This window comes from Faecalibacterium sp. IP-3-29 (assembly GCF_023347335.1).
Classification (GTDB): domain Bacteria; phylum Bacillota; class Clostridia; order Oscillospirales; family Ruminococcaceae; genus Faecalibacterium; species Faecalibacterium duncaniae.
The window spans coordinates 1,512,908-1,528,662 of the sequence record NZ_CP094471.1 but is presented as its reverse complement, the minus strand read 5'-3'; the positions used below and the strand labels follow the sequence as shown (position 1 = coordinate 1,528,662).

The following is a 15,755-nucleotide window of genomic DNA, read 5'->3' as shown; positions in this document are numbered from 1 at the left end:
AATATGGCAGTCATCCATGTTCTGGACAAGCACACGGCGGAGCTCATTGCAGCCGGTGAGGTGGTGGAGCGGCCTGCTTCCGTGGTAAAGGAGCTGCTGGAAAACGCCATTGATGCCGGGGCAAGCCAGATCACCGTGACCATTGAATCAGGCGGCGTGAAGCTGATCGAGATCAGCGACAACGGCTCGGGCATTGAAGCAGAGTATATCCCCACGGCATTCATCCGCCACGCCACCAGTAAGATCCGGACGGAGGATGATCTGAACCATATCCACACCCTGGGCTTCCGTGGAGAAGCGCTGGCTTCCATTGCCAGCGTGGCGCGGGTAGAAGTACTGACCCGTACTGAGAACGACGAGTGCGCCTCTGTCTACCGCATCGAGGGCGGCGAGGATTATCCGCTGGAGCCCGGTGCACGCGGCGTGGGCACTACCATCCGAGTGCAGGATCTGTTCTACAACACCCCGGCCCGGATGAAGTTCCTCAAAAAGGATTCCAGCGAGGGTACCTTTGTGGCGGATATCGTGGCCCATGTGGCCCTGAGCCACCCCGAGGTCAGCTTCAAGTTTGTCCGGGAAGGCAAGCTGCAGTATGTCACCCCCGGTGACGGCAAGCTGCGCAGTGCCGCCTACGCGGTGCTGGGCCGGGAATTCAGCCGTGACCTCATGGAGCTGGACAATCAGGAAGGGGTCTACCGGGTGTGGGGCCTCATCACCCAGCCCAGGAGCTGCCGCGCCAGCCGCAGTATGCAGTATTTCTACATCAATGGGCGCTATGTTCGCAACCGCACCATGATGGCGGCCATGGAAACAGCGTTCAAAGGCACCACGATGCAGGGCAAGTTCCCTGGAGGAATCTTGCTTCTGGAAATGCCTGCTGACCTTGTGGACGTCAATGTCCACCCGGCCAAGACTGAGGTGCGCTTTGCCCGGGAAAACGATATCTTTGATCTCGTTTATCACGCTGTCAAGCTGGCACTGGCCCAACCGGGCACCGGAGAGCGGCGCTTCGCCTTTGAAGAGGATAAAAAAGATGAAGAATCCAACAAATATGAAATAAGCGATAACACGATAGAAAATGATGTGAAGAAGAACAACTTTACAGGACTTTCTGCCATCATTCCGGGCCAGGCTGAGCCGGGAACGCTCCATGAGCATACCCCTCAGCCCCAGCGGAGCTTCCGGAGCTTCACTCCGGCACCGGCAGCAGTACCGCTGTCCCGTCCGGCACCTGCAAGCCACCCGGATATCCTGCCTGTGCCGGGCACTGCCGAGGATAAGCCGACAGAGCACAGCTGGACAACGGTTGCATCGGGCCTGCCCATCCGGCAGGATGCCACCCTGCACAGCCCGGCACCAGCTCCCACGGAGAGTGAGCCTGAAGCACCCGCCTTTGCCGCAGCGCTGGGAGAAGGTGCATTGGACATTGAACCGGACAGTGCAGATCTGCCCGAACATCAGGACCACATGGCGGCATGGGATCCTGCCCCCAAGGAGGAAATGCCTGCCGCCCCAGCTCCGCAGCAGACCTTTGCTGCCGAGGATACGCCGGAACAGCTGGGCTTTGACGTGCAGGAAGGCCCTGCCCCTCTGCGCTATGTGGGTGAGATCTTCAAGACCTATATCCTCGCTGAGCGCGGGGAGGAGATCTGTATCATTGATAAGCACGCCGCCCACGAGCGCCAGCTTTTCGAGAAGCTGGCGGCAAACTATGGAGATGTTCCGGCCCAGCTGCTGCTGGAGCCGCTGGTGGTGGAGCTGTCGGCGGAGGAAAAGACTGCCCTCCTCTCCAACCTTGAGCTGCTGGAAAGCGCAGGACTGGAGATCGATGACTTTGGCGGCAACAGCGTGTTCCTGCGCTCTGTGCCCGCGGATGTGGAACAGGGCAGCGCCGAGGATCTGCTGGTGGAGCTGGCGGATAAGCTCTCCAAGGGCAGCCGCGATGCCCTGAGCGAAAAGACTGAGTGGGTGCTCCATTCCATCTCCTGCCGCGCGGCCATCAAGGCGGGGGATAAGACCTCCCCGCAGGAGCTGATGGCATTGGCTGAAAAGATCCTCTCGGGCGAGGTACCGCCCTTCTGCCCCCATGGTCGGCCTTGTGTCCTTAAATTGACCCGGAAGGAGCTGGAAAAGCAGTTTGGACGGATCGTGTAACAAAAAGCACCCGGTGCTGGCCGTGGTTGGCCCCACGGCTTCCGGCAAGACCGCGCTGGGCGTTGCACTGGCCGAGCAGTTCGGCGGTGAGATCATCAGCGCCGATTCGATGCAGATCTATAAAGGTCTTGATGTGGGCACCGCCAAGGTGACCCCCGAGGAGACTCGCGGCATTCCGCACCATGGGGTAGATATCCTGCAGCCCGATGAACTGTTCAGCGTGGCGGATTTCACCGCGCTGGCCGGAGCGCTGGAGCATGAGATCTCCAGCAGAGGACATCTGCCCATCCTCGTGGGCGGCACCGGGCTCTATGTCCAGAGTTTTTTGTATGGTGTCCGCTTTGCTGCTGAGAAAACGCCGGACGGTTTGCGGGAACAGCTGGCCGCAGAACTGAATGAAAAAGGCCCGGAAGCCATGTATGCGGAGCTGCAGGCAGTGGACCCCGAAGCAGCGGCGGCCATCCATCCGAACAACCATGTCCGGGTGCTGCGGGCGCTGGAACATTACCGCGCCACCGGGAAAAAGCTCAGTGAGCAGAAAGCAGACTCGCTCCCGCCCGAAAAGCCCTACCGTTCTCTGATCCTTGGGCTGGATTTCCCGGAGCGCGCCCAGCTCTACCGCCGCATCGACCTGCGGGTGGATCAGATGATGGAGCAGAATCTGCTGAACGAGGCAAAACGTGTGTGGGAACACCGGGATACCTATAAGACGGCGGCCCAGGCCATCGGATACAAAGAATTCTTCCCCTACTTTGCGGGGGAGAGTGCGCTTGCCCCTTGCGTGGAAAAGCTGAAACAGGCTTCCCGCAACTATGCCAAGCGCCAGCTGACCTGGTTCCGCCACATGGAGGGCATCTGCTGGCTGGATGCCTCGGCCCCGGATGTCCGGGAACAGGCCGCATGTCTCACAAATGAATTTTTAGCGAAAGGATGAGCGATATGCAGGAAGAAAACCGCGAGGGCATCTCCGGCGCACTGAAAACGCTGGCCGCTGTCGTCATCGTGTTTCTGCTGCTGGCGGCATTGTATGTGGGCTATCAGGCAATGCAGGTGCTGTTTCCGCCCAATACCTACGAGACCGCCCTGCTGGCTACGGTGGAGGACACCGTGGATGCCGAGGGGGTGCTCCTGTTTGAGGAAAGCTACGTTGCGGGCGGCGGCACGCTGGGGTATCTGGTGGCAGACGGCGAACGTGTTTCGGCAGGCACAGCGGTGGCTGAGATCTACAGTGATGCAGCACAGGCCACCCTGCGCCAGCAGCTGACCCAGATCAATGACCAGATCGACCTGCTGCAGCGCTCCCAGAACACCACTTCGGTGCAGCTGGAATCCCTGCGCAAGAACCGTTCCGCTGCTCTGTACGACCTGATGGATTCGCTGGATGCAGGGGACTACGAGGATACCGATGCGGAGAAGGAAAATTACATTCTGGCCCAGAACAAGCTCTGGGTCATCACCGGCGAGGTGGCCAGCTTCTCCGACCAGATCACCGCGCTGACCCAGCAGGCCGCCACGGTGCAGTCCCAGCTGGGCAATCCATCCCAGATCACGGCCCCGCAGACGGGCTATTTCATCCGCAGCTCCAGCTCCGGGCGGCTGAACGCAGGTTCTGCCGATATCCTTGCCCTGGATGCAGCCAACCTGAAAGCCTACGTTGAATCCTCCCCGGAGATCGCGCTGGACGGCTGCGCAGGCAAGATCGTTTCAGGCTTTACCTGGTACTATGCCGGGGTGTGCTCAGCCAAACAGGCGGAAAAGCTGCTGGGCAGGGACGGCAAGCCCTTGACCAAGAGCGTTGAGATCCGCTTTCCCGGTCAGGTGGAAACGCCCCTCAAGGCAAAGGTCAGCGAGGTGAACATCGATGCGGAGAACGACATTGCCCGTTTCGTCCTCTCCTGCGAGATCATCAACGGCGATGTGCTCCGGCTGAACTGTGCCGATGCCCAGATCATCGTGGGCCGCAACACCGGCCTGCGGGTGCCTGCTGCTGCGGTGCACTACCTCAAGGAGGACGGCTCCGAGGCAGAAGGTCAGGGTGAGAACTACATCCCCGGTGTGTATGTGAAGTACGGCAACCTGGCCCGCTTCTGCCGCATCGACCCTGTGGACGATGCCCACCCGCAGATCACAGACGGTGATGACCTCATCGTTTTGCCCAGCGGAACGGCTGGTTCTGTCAGTCAGGTTCGGCTTTATGACGAGATTATTGTCTCCGGACAAAATTTGTATGATGGAAAACTTTTGTAGTTATTGACATCTGCGGCAAAAAATCCGATAATAGTAAAAGCTATTTGCATCTCTTTTGCAAAAGGCGCCAGGCAGCTGCGGCTGCCCGAATGAAAGGAGCAGATACTATGTCTTTCGTGGATAGTCTCAAAAAGGGCCTTTTCGGCGGTGAGGACGATTACGACGATCAGTACATCGACGACGGCCCCCAGATGGTGAACAACAACAGCGGTCTCGGCGTTGGCATGGACGATGCAGAGGAAGAGCCGGTGGAGGGTGCCCAAAAGAAGAACAAGGTGGTCAACATCCACGCCACCACCCAGCTCAAGGTCGTTCTGGTAAAGCCCGAGCGCTTTGAGGATGCCAGCACCATTGCAGACCACCTGAACAACAAGCGCACGGTCGTGCTGAATCTGGAGTCTACCAACAAGGAAGTTTCCCGCCGTCTGGTGGATTTCCTGTCCGGCGTGGCTTACGCCAACAACGGCCAGATCAAGCGCGTTGCCAACAGCACCTTCATCATTACCCCGTACAACGTGGACATTATGGGCGATCTGCTGGACGAGCTGGAGAACAATGGCGCGTTCTATTGATCCTGCTCCCAGGGCAGTGCGGGGCTTTGTGCCCGCCCGCACCGATGAAGAGCGCTTTCTGATGCGGCATGTGGAGGATCTGGCCCGCGCGGCCGAGGGACGCGGCATTGCCCGCTACTCCGGCTTTTTGAGCGACAGGGAACAGGATCTGGCCCGTGCTGCGCTGAACCGTGCCGATGTGCCGGAGAGCGACTATCATTTTGAAGGCGGCTGGCCCGGAGCAGAGCGGAAGCTGCTCTGCCTGGAGCCGGAGGGCTGCTACCCTGCAAGCCCGCTGTGCTGTGTGAAGCTGACCTGCCGCACCCTTTCAGGGGCGGCACTGCCGAGTCACAAGGATTATCTGGGCAGCCTGATGGGGCTGGAGCTGCGGCGGGAAGCGCTGGGAGATATCGTGCTCCCGGCCGATACACCGGGCACTGCCTATGTCTTTGCGCTGGAAACGGCGGGGGAGCTCATCTGCCGAGAACTGCTGCAGGTGGGCCGGACAGAGGTCACCACCACGCTGCTTTCGCTGGATGAGGTACCCGAATTCCCACAGGCAGAGCGCAAAACGCAGACAGCCACCGTGTCATCTTTGCGGCTGGACGCTGTGCTTGCGGCCATGCTCCATTGCAGCCGTGGGCAGGCGTGTGAGTGGATCGCGGCGGGCCGGGTGGAGATCAACCATCTGCCTGCCGAAAGTGCCCACGCCCCGGTGTATGAGGGTGATGTATTCACGGTGCGCGGCAAGGGGCGCTTTAGCCTGACGGCCCTGCCCGGAAAAAGCAAAAAAGACCGATCGATCATCGAGTTTTTTCAATATTGAATGAAAAGGGAGGAAACCACTATGCTGACCCCGCAGGATGTGCGTGCTGCACAGTTTGAAAAGAACATCCGCGGCTACCGGACCGAAGAGGTGGACCGTTTCCTGGATAAAGTAGAGGAGCAGCTGAAGCAGGATGAAGATCAGGCTGAGGAGCTGCGCCGCCAGATCGCTGAGCTGACCGCCGAGAATCAGCGTCTGCACAAGGAAATGGAGAGCTACGAGGCTGACGGCGATATGCTCAAGAGCGCGCTGATCAATGCCCAGCGGATGGGTGAGAATGTTATCCGGGAAGCAAACCAGAAGTCGGAAGAGATCCTGCATCGCGCAAATCTGCGCGGTGATGATATTATCCGTGATGCCAACGAGCTGCTGCAAAAAGCCAGTGACCGCGCGGATGAGATCATCAACGAGGCAAACGAGAAAAAGCTTGCCCAGGAGCGCGAGTATGACCGCGTCCGGCTGGAAGTGACTCGTTTCAAGTCCGATGTGCTGAACCTGTACCGCAGCCATGTTGAGTCTCTGAGCCGCCTGCCTGAGTTCCAGAAGGAGGAGCCCGCTGAGGATGCTCCTGCCGAGGACGAGGCGGCAGCTTCCGAAACCACTGCCGCCGCTGTGACCGAGGAGATCGCCGAGGCACAGCCTGCTGCAGCGGATGTGGATGCTGAGGACGAGACCCCTGCGGATGAAAAGACCAGCGAGGAGTTCTGGGCACAGGACGAAAGCCAGCTCAAGCTCGACCCGCCCCCGGCCCCTGCCGCCGAGGATGAGGCTGCAGCGCCGGACTACGCCGCTTTTAAGGGCGTGAAGTTCAGCGAGTGATCCCAAAGCGTTTTAGTAAATTAGAGGAGTGTGTAACCATTGGCTAAGAATAAGTCTCAGTACGACAGTACCCTGAATCTGCCCAAGACTCTGTTTGAGATGCGTGCCGGTCTGCCCAAGAAGGAGCCCGCCATGCTGGAGGATTGGGAGAAGAATGACCTGTACAACAACCTGATCAAGCACAATGACGGCAAGCCCAAGTTTGTCCTGCACGACGGCCCTCCGTATGCAAACGGCAACATCCACATGGGCACCGCCCTGAACAAGATCATCAAGGATATCATCATCCGCGACAAGAACATGGAGGGCTTCCAGGCTCCCTATGTGCCCGGCTTTGATACCCACGGCCTACCCATTGAGCTGAAGGCTCTGTCCTCTCTGGGCGAGAAAAAGAAGGACATCTCCAAGCTGGAGCTGCGCCAGATCTGCGAAAAGTTTGCCACCGAGCATATCGACATTATGAGCGACCAGTTCAAGCGTCTGGGCGTTATCGGTGACTTTGAGCACCCCTACCTGACCCTGAAGCCTGAGTTCGAGGCCCGCCAGATCGAGATCTTTGGCGAGATGGCCAAGAAGGGCTACATCTACAAGGGCCTGAAGCCCGTGTACTGGTGCCCCGACTGCCGCACCGCTCTGGCTGAGGCAGAGATCGAGTACGGCGAGGACGACTGCGATTCCATCTTCGTCCGCTTCCATGTATCTCAGGACCCCAACGGTGTGCTGGCAAAGCACGGCATCCCGATGGATAAGACCTACTTCGTGATCTGGACCACCACCACCTGGACCCTGCCCGCCAACGAGGCCATCTGCCTGAACGGTGCCTTTGAGTATTCCTTTGTCAAGATCGGCGAGGAGTACCATATCATGGCCACCGAGCTGGTCAAGAGCGTGATGGATGCCTGCCATATTGAGAACTACGAGATCGTGGGCGAGCCTGTTTCCGGCGCTGAGTTCGAGCTGATGCGCTACAACCACGTCTATCTGCCCAAGGAGGGCACCGTCATCCTGGGTGACCATGTCACGCTGGAAAGCGGTTCCGGCTGCGTCCACACCGCAGGCGGCCACGGCGTGGATGACTTCAATGTTTCTCAGAAGTACAACGTGCCCATCACTGTTCCCGTGGACGACGGCGGCTGCCTGACGGAGCTGGCCGGCAAGTACGCAGGTCAGCGTGTCTGGGCTGCCAACAAGACCATTCTGGCCGACCTGACCGAGGCTGGTGCCATCATGGGTCAGGTGCACATCAAGCATCAGTACCCCCACTGCTGGCGCTGCCACAACCCCATCATCTTCCGTGCCACCGAGCAGTGGTTCTGCTCTGTTGCCAAGTTCCGTGACGATGTCTACAAGGCCATCGACACCGTGAAGTGGATGCCTGACTGGGGCCACGACCGCATGAAGGGCATGGTCCGTGACCGCAACGACTGGTGCATCAGCCGTCAGCGTACCTGGGGTGTGCCCATCCCGGCTTTCTACTGCAAGAAGTGCGGTGCTTACCACATCACCGATGCCACCATCAAGGCTGTCAGCACGCTGTTCCGCAAGGAAGGCTCCGATGCCTGGTACAAGTACGAGGCAGAGCAGATCATCCCCGCAGGTGAAGTCTGCGAGAAGTGCGGCGCTTCCGAGTGGACCAAGGATACCGACATCATGGATGTCTGGTTCGATTCCGGTTCCACCCATGCTGCCGTTCTGGAGGAGCGCCCGGAGCTGAGCTTCCCGGCCGACATGTATATGGAGGGCGGCGACCAGTTCCGCGGTTGGTTCCAGTCCAGCCTGCTGACCAGCGTGGCTGCCAAGGGCTGCGCACCTTATAAGTCCGTTCTGTGCCACGGCTGGGTTGTGGACGAGCAGGGCAAGCAGATGCACAAGAGCGCCGGCAACGGCGTGGAGCCCAGCGAGATCATCAAGGACTACGGTGCGGATATCATCCGCCTGTGGGTCGCTTCTTCCGACTACACTGTGGATGTGCGCGCCGGTAAGAATATCTTCAAGCAGCTGAGCGAGGCTTACCGCAAGATCCGTAACACCGCCCGCTTCATTCTGGGCAATCTGGATGGCTTTGACCCCAACACCGATTGTGTGGCAGATGACCAGCTGCAGGAGATCGACCGCTGGGCACTGGCTGCTCTGGATGACCTGATCGTGAATGCCAAGGCAGGCTATGATGTGTATGACTTCAACAAGGTCTATCACGCCGTCTACAACTTCTGCGTTGTTGCTATGTCCAACTTCTACCTGGATGTGACGAAAGACCGCCTGTACTGCACCAACGGTGTGGGCCGCAAGGCTGCCCAGACCACCATGTACAAGATCCTGGTCGCTCTGGACAAGATCATTGCCCCCATCCTCTGCTTCACCAGCCAGGAGATCTGGGACTTCCTGCCCAAGACCGAAGGCATGAACAAGTACGTTGTGTTCGAGGCAATGCCCAAGGCAGGCCAGTACGCTGCAGACGATGCCTTCAAGGCCAAGTGGGCACAGCTCATTGCTGTCCGTGACGAGGTCAAGAAGGTGCTGGAGCAGGCCCGTGCAGAAAAGACCATCGGTGCTTCTCTGGAAGCTTCCGTTACCCTGTACTGCAATGATGCCGTCTATGACCTGCTGAACAGCATTCCCATGGACGAGCTGGCTGACCTGATGATCGTCTCCCATGTGGAGCTGGTCAAGGGCGAGGGTGGTTCCGCCTCCGCTGTTGAGGGTCTGGGCGTTGCTGCTGCACATGCCACCGGCGAAAAGTGCGAGCGCTGCTGGAAGTATTCCGCAGACATCGGCACCCACGCCGCACATCCCACCCTCTGCGCACGCTGCGCAAGCGTGGTGGAAGCATAAGTCTTCCTGAAATAAACGCTGCGGCGCTCCTTTCGAGCAGGGAGCGCCGCTTTTTGGTATCAGAACACAGGCGGCAGCGTGCCGCCGTTGGGAGTATTTTTATGGCATTTGTGATCTTCAATCTGCTGTGCGTTGCGGCGCTGGTCGGCCTCGATCAGGCCATCAAGTTCTGGGCTGTCAGTGCTTTGCAGCCGGTGGGCGCAATGCCGCTGATCCCCCATGTGGTGGAGCTGCGGTTCGTGCTCAATCAGGGCATGGCATTCAGCCTGCTCAGCGGCAAGCAGCTGTTTTTGATCGTTGCAACCAGCGCAGCGCTGCTGTTGGTTGCTTATTGGCTGTTCTTCCGCAGCCGGAACAACCGGCTGCAGCAGGCCGCACTCATCCTGGTGCTGGGCGGCGGCATCGGCAACCTGATCGATCGTGTGCTGAACGGCGAGGTGGTGGATTACATCAACCTGCTGTTCATGCGGTTCGCAGTGTTCAATTTTGCAGATATCTGTGTTTGTGTTGGTGTGGCACTCTGGGTGCTGGTCATTTTCCTGGAGGAGCTGCACGAGGATACGAAAAAGGGCCCGAAGGAGCAGTAAGCCATGGAGCAGCGTGAATACATCGTAGAAGCCGAGGGCGTAGGCCAGCGCATCGACCGCTTTCTGAGCGGCGAGGACACCGGCCTTTCCCGCAGTGCCCTGCAGGGCCTAGTGGCTGAGGGCCATGTGCTCTGCAACGGTAAGGCTCCGGCCAAGAGCCTGAAGCTCAAGGCAGGGGATATCATCCTGCTGGAGATCCCCGATGCAAAGCCCATCGAGGCTGTGCCGCAGGAGATCCCGCTGGACATCATCTATGAGGATGCGCACCTTCTGGTGGTCAACAAGCCCAAAGGGATGGTCGTCCACCCGGCTCCCGGCAACCCGGACGGCACCCTGGTCAACGCTCTGCTCTGGCACTGCAAGGGCAGCCTTTCCGGCATTGGCGGCGAGATCCGGCCCGGCATCGTCCACCGCATCGATAAGGACACCAGCGGTCTGCTGGTGGTGGCAAAGGATGATGCAACCCACATCGGCCTTTCCCAGCAGATGGCAGTGCACAGCGTGGAGCGGGCCTACAATACCATCGTCTATGGCGGCTTTGCCCAGGATGAGGGCTTTGTGGAGAGCAACCTGGGCCGCAGCAAGACCGACCGCAAGAAGATGGCGGTCTATCCGGCCAGTGAGCCCCACACAAAGTACGCCTATACCGGCTACAAGGTGCTGGAACGGCTGGGCGAGTTCACGATGCTGGAGTGCCGCCTGAAAACGGGCCGTACCCACCAGATCCGCGTTCACATGGCTTCCATCCACCACCCGGTGGCGGGCGACCCGGTGTACGGCCCCCACAACTGCATCACCAGCCTGCATGGGCAGTGCCTGCATGCAAAAACGCTGGGGTTCGTTCACCCCATCACGGGGGAACACCTGCGGTTCGATTCTGAGCTGCCGGATTACTTCACCCGCTTCTTGACCACGCTCCGTCAGCGCACAGGAGGAAATACCCTATGAAAGAGACGACCATTGACCAGACCTTAGTCCTCTGTGATCTGGACAGCCTGCTGCTGGATGCCGCAGGCAATCTGCCCCAGCTCCAGCGGGACGTGCTGCAGCTTTTTGCCAGCAGGGGCGGCAGGCTGACCGTTTTCTCTCAGCGCTCACCCCGGGCGGTCCGCTCTCTGCTGGGCGGGGTGCGGCTCAGTGCACCCGCACTGGTCTGCGGCGGCACACTGGCCTACAACTTTTCGGAGGGCTCCGGCACCGCGCTGTGCAGCTTTGAGGGGATGGAGGAGTCTGTCCTGAAGATACTGCCCTCCCTGTCCGGCGTGGGCATTGCCCTGCAGATGCGCGATGGCTCCACCCGCGCTGTGCGGATGAGCGAAGGGCTGGTGTTCCACCTCAAGCAGGAGTGGACTCCCTTTGTGCTGAGCAACGCTGCTGATGTCAAGGGCGAGGACGTTCTGCGTATCCTGTTCTATCAGGACAAAAAGCAGATGCCCATTCTGCCCACGCTGCAAAAGGCGCTGGGGGACGCGGCAGCCTTCCTGCATGCGGAGCGCCTTGCACCGGATACGCTGGTGCTTACCCCGGGCCTTGTCTCAGGCAGTGCCATGCTCAACGCCGTCTGCCCTCCCTCCGGCTATGCCGCCGAGCAGCTGACGGTGCTGGCCGGCTGCACCCAGATGCTCGACCTTGTCCATCTGGCGGGGGAGAGCGTTGTGCCTGCGGATGCCGCGCCTGAACTGCGCCTTGCTGCCAACCGGATGACCTTGACCGACCACGATACCGGTGCAGCGGCAGAGCTTTTGTATGGCATGGTGCGCCGTGCGGAAACTTCTGCGTAAAATCATTGTAAAGCTCTCTGCAAATTCTCCGCAGAGGGCTTTCTTTTTTAGAGAAAGTCGGGTACAATGGAATGAAGAAAGCCAGTCTCACTAAAACGGAACAGAGATTTCTGTGGACAGCGGCCCTTGTTTGCGCGGTGTGCGTCGCGCTGGCGTTTGGGTTTGCCGTTCCGCGGCAGACAGGGCCGGGCCGTGCAGCCGGGAGTGAAACACCGCTCATCCAGCTGGCGCGGGTCGATCTGAACACCGCCGGGCAGGACGCTCTCTGCACCCTGCCGGGAGTAGGGGAGCAGCGCGCCCAGGCCATCATCGAATACCGGGAGCAGTACGGACGCTTTGCTGCGGTAGAAGAGGCCGCCGCCGTGCCCGGCCTGACAGAAGCGGTGGTGGAAGAGTGGGATGGGCTTGCTTACGTGAGCTGAAGCGCTGCGGCGAAAGCCGCAGGTCAGGGAAAAAGGGAGTAAACTACTATGAAAGAGGATACGATCTTCATCAACCGTGAACTCAGCTGGCTGGACTTTAACCGCCGTGTGCTGGTGCTGGGCAAGGATAAGAATGTCCCGCTGGCGGAGCAGGTGAAATTCCTTGCCATTTATGGCTCCAATCTGGATGAATTTTTCATGGTGCGTGTGGGCTCTCTGCAGGAGCGCGCCAACCTTGCACGCAGTCAGAAGGACAAAGACAAGCGTGAGAACAAGACCAACATGACGGCCGAGGAACAGCTGAACGCCATCATGCCCAAAGTTGCCCATCTGCAGGAGGATTGCGATAAATACTACGAGAAGGCGCTGGAAAATCTGGATGCCTGCGGCTATAAAAAGGTAAACTTCGATGCGATGGATAAGGAGCAGGAACGCTTCTGGAAAAAGTACTTCCAGAACGAGCTGTTCCCCATCCTCAGCCCGCAGATCGTGGACAACCGCCACCCGTTCCCATTCCTGCGCAATAAGGAGATCTACCTCGGTGCTCTGCTCAAGGAAAAAGAGGGCCAGAGCCTTGGTATGATCCCCATCTCCAGCCAGATGGAGCGGCTGATCCTGGTGCGCCGGGAGGGCAAGACCGAGTTAGCCCTGACAGAGGAACTGGTGCTGCATTACGCGTCCCTCATCTTTGGCAAGGATGCCGTCCAGGAAAAGTGCCTGTTCCGCGTCACCCGCAACGCCGACATTGATGTAAAAGAGGGCATGATGGACCATGATATCGATTACCGCGAGATCATGGCCGACCTGCTCAAGCGCCGCCGCAAGCTGGCCGCTGTCCGCCTGCAGGTAACTCCCACGGCCCCGCAGGAGATCCTGCGTCTCCTCTGCGACAAATTAGAGCTGAGCCATAAGCGGGTGTTTGCCCAGAAGAGCCCGCTGGATCTGAGCTTCTTCTACAAGCTCACCGGTAAAATGGAGGCCGAGGGCAACCCGGAGCTGTTCTATCCCACGGCCCGGCCCATGCTGCCGCCCCAGGATTATGACCTTGCCGCCGAGGTAGAAAAGCACGATGTCCTGCTCAGTTATCCGTATCAGTCCATCCGTCCCTTCATCGCGATGCTGAAAAAGGCTGCGCGGGATCCGGAGGTCATCTCCATCAAGATGACCCTTTACCGGATGGCGCGGGAATCCCAGATCGTGCAGGCCCTGATCGAAGCCGCCGAAAATGGCAAGGAAGTGGTGGCTCTGGTGGAGCTGCGTGCCCGCTTTGACGAGCAGAACAACATCGACTGGTCCAAGCAGCTGGAAGAGGCTGGCTGTACCATTCTCTATGGCTTTGATGATTACAAGGTGCACTCCAAGTTGACCCTTATCACCAAGAAGGGCCCGCAGGGCTACAGCTACATCACCCAGATCGGCACCGGCAACTACAACGAAAAGACCAGCGAGCTCTATACCGATTATTCGTTCATCACGGCAGATCTGGGCATCGGTGAGGAAGCCTCCAACGTGTTCCAGAACCTTGCCGTGCAGAAGCTGACGGAGACCACCGAGAAAATGCTGGTGGCTCCTCTGCGCTTCAAGAGCGTGCTGCTGGACGAGATGGACCGGGTCATCAATGCCGCCAAGCTGGGCCGCCCCGCATCCATGATCCTGAAAAACAACTCCATCTCGGATCGGGATATCATCCTGAAGCTCGAAGAAGCCAGCTGTGCGGGGGTTCGCATCGATATGATCGTGCGCGGTATCTGCTGTGTCCGCGCCGAGGTGCCGGGCAAGACCGAGAACCTGCATATCCGCAGTCTGGTGGGCCGCTACCTTGAGCATGGCCGCATCTACAGCTTCTACGATGGCGTGACCACCCGCATCTATATCGCCTCCGGCGATTTCCTCACCCGCAACACCGAGTGCCGCGTGGAGGTGGGCGTCCGGGTGGAGGACCCTGTCCTCATCCAGAAGCTGAGCGATATCCTGCAGCTGCAGCTGCGGGATAACGTCAATGCCCGGGAGATGCGGGCAGACGGCAGCTATCAGAAGGTGAAAGCGGCCCCCGGTGAGCCCCTTGTCAACGGCCAGATGGACATGTACGATCTGCTCCGGGATGACTGGCTCGCCCGGGATACCGCTTCTGCGGCAGAACCGGAGCAGCCCGAGCCAAAGGCACCGGAACGGCCGTCTGAGCCCGAAACAAGACCGGAGCCGGTTCAGGTGGCGGAGCAGCCCCCAGAACCAGCAAAACAGCCTGCCACGTTGAAAGCAGCACCTGCTCCGGCTGTGCAGAGCGCACCCGCTCCGCACGCTGTTGATCGCGCGGAACGGCACGGTCACCCCAGCCTCTTCCAGCGGCTCCATGACTGGCTCCGCCGGTAAATACGGAAAGAGCACCCTCTGGGAAATCTCCCAGGGGGTGTTTTGGTTCTCAGTGATCTTCCTCCTGCATACACTTTCCAGAACGGAGGGCGAAAAGATGCAGGCAAAACATGGACGAGCAGGGAAACACAATCGATATCAATGGGCGGCGGTGCTGACTCTGATGGTGCTGCTGATCATTCTGCTGGCGGGCAGGGTGCTCCCGGTCTGTGCGGGCAAAAATATCCCGGCGGGAGCCAGCCTGAAACAGGCAAAGCCGGGGCAGACGCTCTGCTTCCCGCTGGAAACGGCGGCGTGGCGTGTCTCTGACCCTTATGGCTGGCGGAAGGATCCCTTTACCGGGGAAAAAGCCTTCCACCGGGGCGTGGACCTTGCCTGCGCGGAGGGCACACCGGTCCTTGCGGCACTGGACGGTGTGGTGACCGCCGCCCGGCGTGGAACCGCTTACGGCAACTATGTCCGGCTGACCCATGGGGACGGGCAGGAAACGCTCTATGCCCACATGCAGTATCTCTATGTCCGGGCCGGGGAGGTGGTTGCAGCAGGCCAGCGGCTGGGCACTGCCGGACAGACGGGCCGTGCCACCGGGGCACACCTGCACTTTGAATTTCTGACAGGCGGCATCCGGTATGATCCTTCTGCCGCACTGAGCCTGCCATGATGCGGCATCGATTCCGGTATGGGCCGCTTGTGTTCCGGGACCCGTTGCTGCTCTGCGGGGCGCTGTACGTTCTGCTCTATTTCGATGCAAGCGGGTTTCTGCGGCTGGGGCTGCTGGCGGCATTCCTGCATGAGTGGGGGCACATTGGGGTATATCTTGCCCTGTTTGGGCAGTTTCCGGTCATTGAAGTCACCCTTACCGGCTTTTGTATGCGCACCCGGGGCAGGGAAATGACCCTGTGGCAGACCGCTCTCCTTGCCGCGGCAGGCCCTGCGGTGAATTTTGTGCTGGCCGGGCTCTGGATGCTTCGGCTGGAACAGCGGGCCACCATCCGGGCCAGTGCCTTTCTGGCGGCCAACCTCCTGACCGGGGCCTTCAACCTCCTGCCCATCCCGCCGCTGGATGGGGCACAGCTGGCGGCGTGCGGATGGTGGTGCCTCCAAAACAATGATTGCATTTCCCGGCAGAATCGGGTACAATAAAATGAATGAAGTAAAACTGTTCT

General features: G+C 59.5%; 14 protein-coding genes. All 14 read left to right on the top strand.

Annotated features, from left to right (window positions below; translation table 11 throughout):
• The first annotated feature begins 3 nt into the window (after window positions 1-3).
• The 14 genes from mutL to MTP40_RS07250 all read left to right on the top strand — a co-directional run bounded on the left by mutL (window position 4) and on the right by MTP40_RS07250 (window position 15,732).
• Entirely contained in the window at window positions 4-2,154 is a 2,151-nt protein-coding gene (gene mutL, locus MTP40_RS07315; protein WP_249259090.1) for a DNA mismatch repair endonuclease MutL, read from the top strand.
• A gap of 13 nt (window positions 2,155-2,167) precedes the next feature.
• Window positions 2,168-3,088 (top strand): tRNA (adenosine(37)-N6)-dimethylallyltransferase MiaA, encoded by a 921-nt coding sequence (miaA, locus tag MTP40_RS07310; protein ID WP_249260089.1) that lies wholly within the window; start codon window positions 2,168-2,170, stop codon window positions 3,086-3,088.
• A gap of 5 nt (window positions 3,089-3,093) precedes the next feature.
• Complete coding sequence (locus MTP40_RS07305; protein WP_227610638.1) at window positions 3,094-4,401, top strand: HlyD family efflux transporter periplasmic adaptor subunit; 1,308 nt, start codon at window positions 3,094-3,096, stop codon at window positions 4,399-4,401.
• A gap of 107 nt (window positions 4,402-4,508) precedes the next feature.
• Window positions 4,509-4,973 (top strand): cell division protein SepF, encoded by a 465-nt coding sequence (locus tag MTP40_RS07300; protein WP_035394461.1) that lies wholly within the window; start codon window positions 4,509-4,511, stop codon window positions 4,971-4,973.
• The gene (locus tag MTP40_RS07295; protein WP_156058148.1) at window positions 4,957-5,778 is read left to right on the top strand and encodes a YlmH family RNA-binding protein; all 822 of its coding nucleotides are present in this window, start codon (window positions 4,957-4,959) and stop codon (window positions 5,776-5,778) included. Before MTP40_RS07300 ends, MTP40_RS07295 begins: the two co-directional genes overlap by 17 nt.
• 21 nt (window positions 5,779-5,799) lie before the next feature.
• Window positions 5,800-6,597 (top strand): DivIVA domain-containing protein, encoded by a 798-nt coding sequence (locus MTP40_RS07290; RefSeq protein ID WP_243139764.1) that lies wholly within the window; start codon window positions 5,800-5,802, stop codon window positions 6,595-6,597.
• A 39-nt stretch (window positions 6,598-6,636) separates the two neighbouring features.
• On the top strand, window positions 6,637-9,429 hold the full coding sequence (gene ileS, locus MTP40_RS07285; protein ID WP_156058144.1) for an isoleucine--tRNA ligase: 2,793 nt from the start codon (window positions 6,637-6,639) through the stop codon (window positions 9,427-9,429).
• 101 nt (window positions 9,430-9,530) lie between these two features.
• Complete coding sequence (gene lspA / locus MTP40_RS07280) at window positions 9,531-10,016, top strand: signal peptidase II (RefSeq protein ID WP_097771174.1); 486 nt, start codon at window positions 9,531-9,533, stop codon at window positions 10,014-10,016.
• Between the two features lie 3 nt (window positions 10,017-10,019).
• Window positions 10,020-10,964 carry an RluA family pseudouridine synthase gene (locus MTP40_RS07275; RefSeq protein ID WP_156061081.1) on the top strand — a complete coding sequence of 315 codons (945 nt, stop codon included), beginning with the start codon at window positions 10,020-10,022 and terminating at the stop codon, window positions 10,962-10,964.
• Window positions 10,961-11,797 (top strand): HAD hydrolase family protein, encoded by an 837-nt coding sequence (locus MTP40_RS07270; RefSeq protein ID WP_156061083.1) that lies wholly within the window; start codon window positions 10,961-10,963, stop codon window positions 11,795-11,797. Before MTP40_RS07275 ends, MTP40_RS07270 begins: the two co-directional genes overlap by 4 nt.
• Window positions 11,798-11,868: 71 nt before the next feature.
• Window positions 11,869-12,219 carry a ComEA family DNA-binding protein gene (locus MTP40_RS07265; protein ID WP_154276094.1) on the top strand — a complete coding sequence of 117 codons (351 nt, stop codon included), beginning with the start codon at window positions 11,869-11,871 and terminating at the stop codon, window positions 12,217-12,219.
• 48 nt (window positions 12,220-12,267) lie between these two features.
• Window positions 12,268-14,589, top strand: a complete 2,322-nt coding sequence (gene ppk1 / locus MTP40_RS07260) for a polyphosphate kinase 1 (protein WP_207683882.1) — start codon at window positions 12,268-12,270, stop codon at window positions 14,587-14,589.
• Between the two features lie 97 nt (window positions 14,590-14,686).
• Window positions 14,687-15,250: a M23 family metallopeptidase gene (locus tag MTP40_RS07255; RefSeq protein ID WP_242700791.1), complete on the top strand. Its 564-nt coding sequence runs from the start codon at window positions 14,687-14,689 to the stop codon at window positions 15,248-15,250.
• Complete coding sequence (locus tag MTP40_RS07250) at window positions 15,247-15,732, top strand: peptidase (protein WP_207683880.1); 486 nt, start codon at window positions 15,247-15,249, stop codon at window positions 15,730-15,732. The genes MTP40_RS07255 and MTP40_RS07250 overlap by 4 nt, the downstream gene beginning before the upstream one ends.
• The last annotated feature ends 23 nt before the right edge of the window (window positions 15,733-15,755 follow it).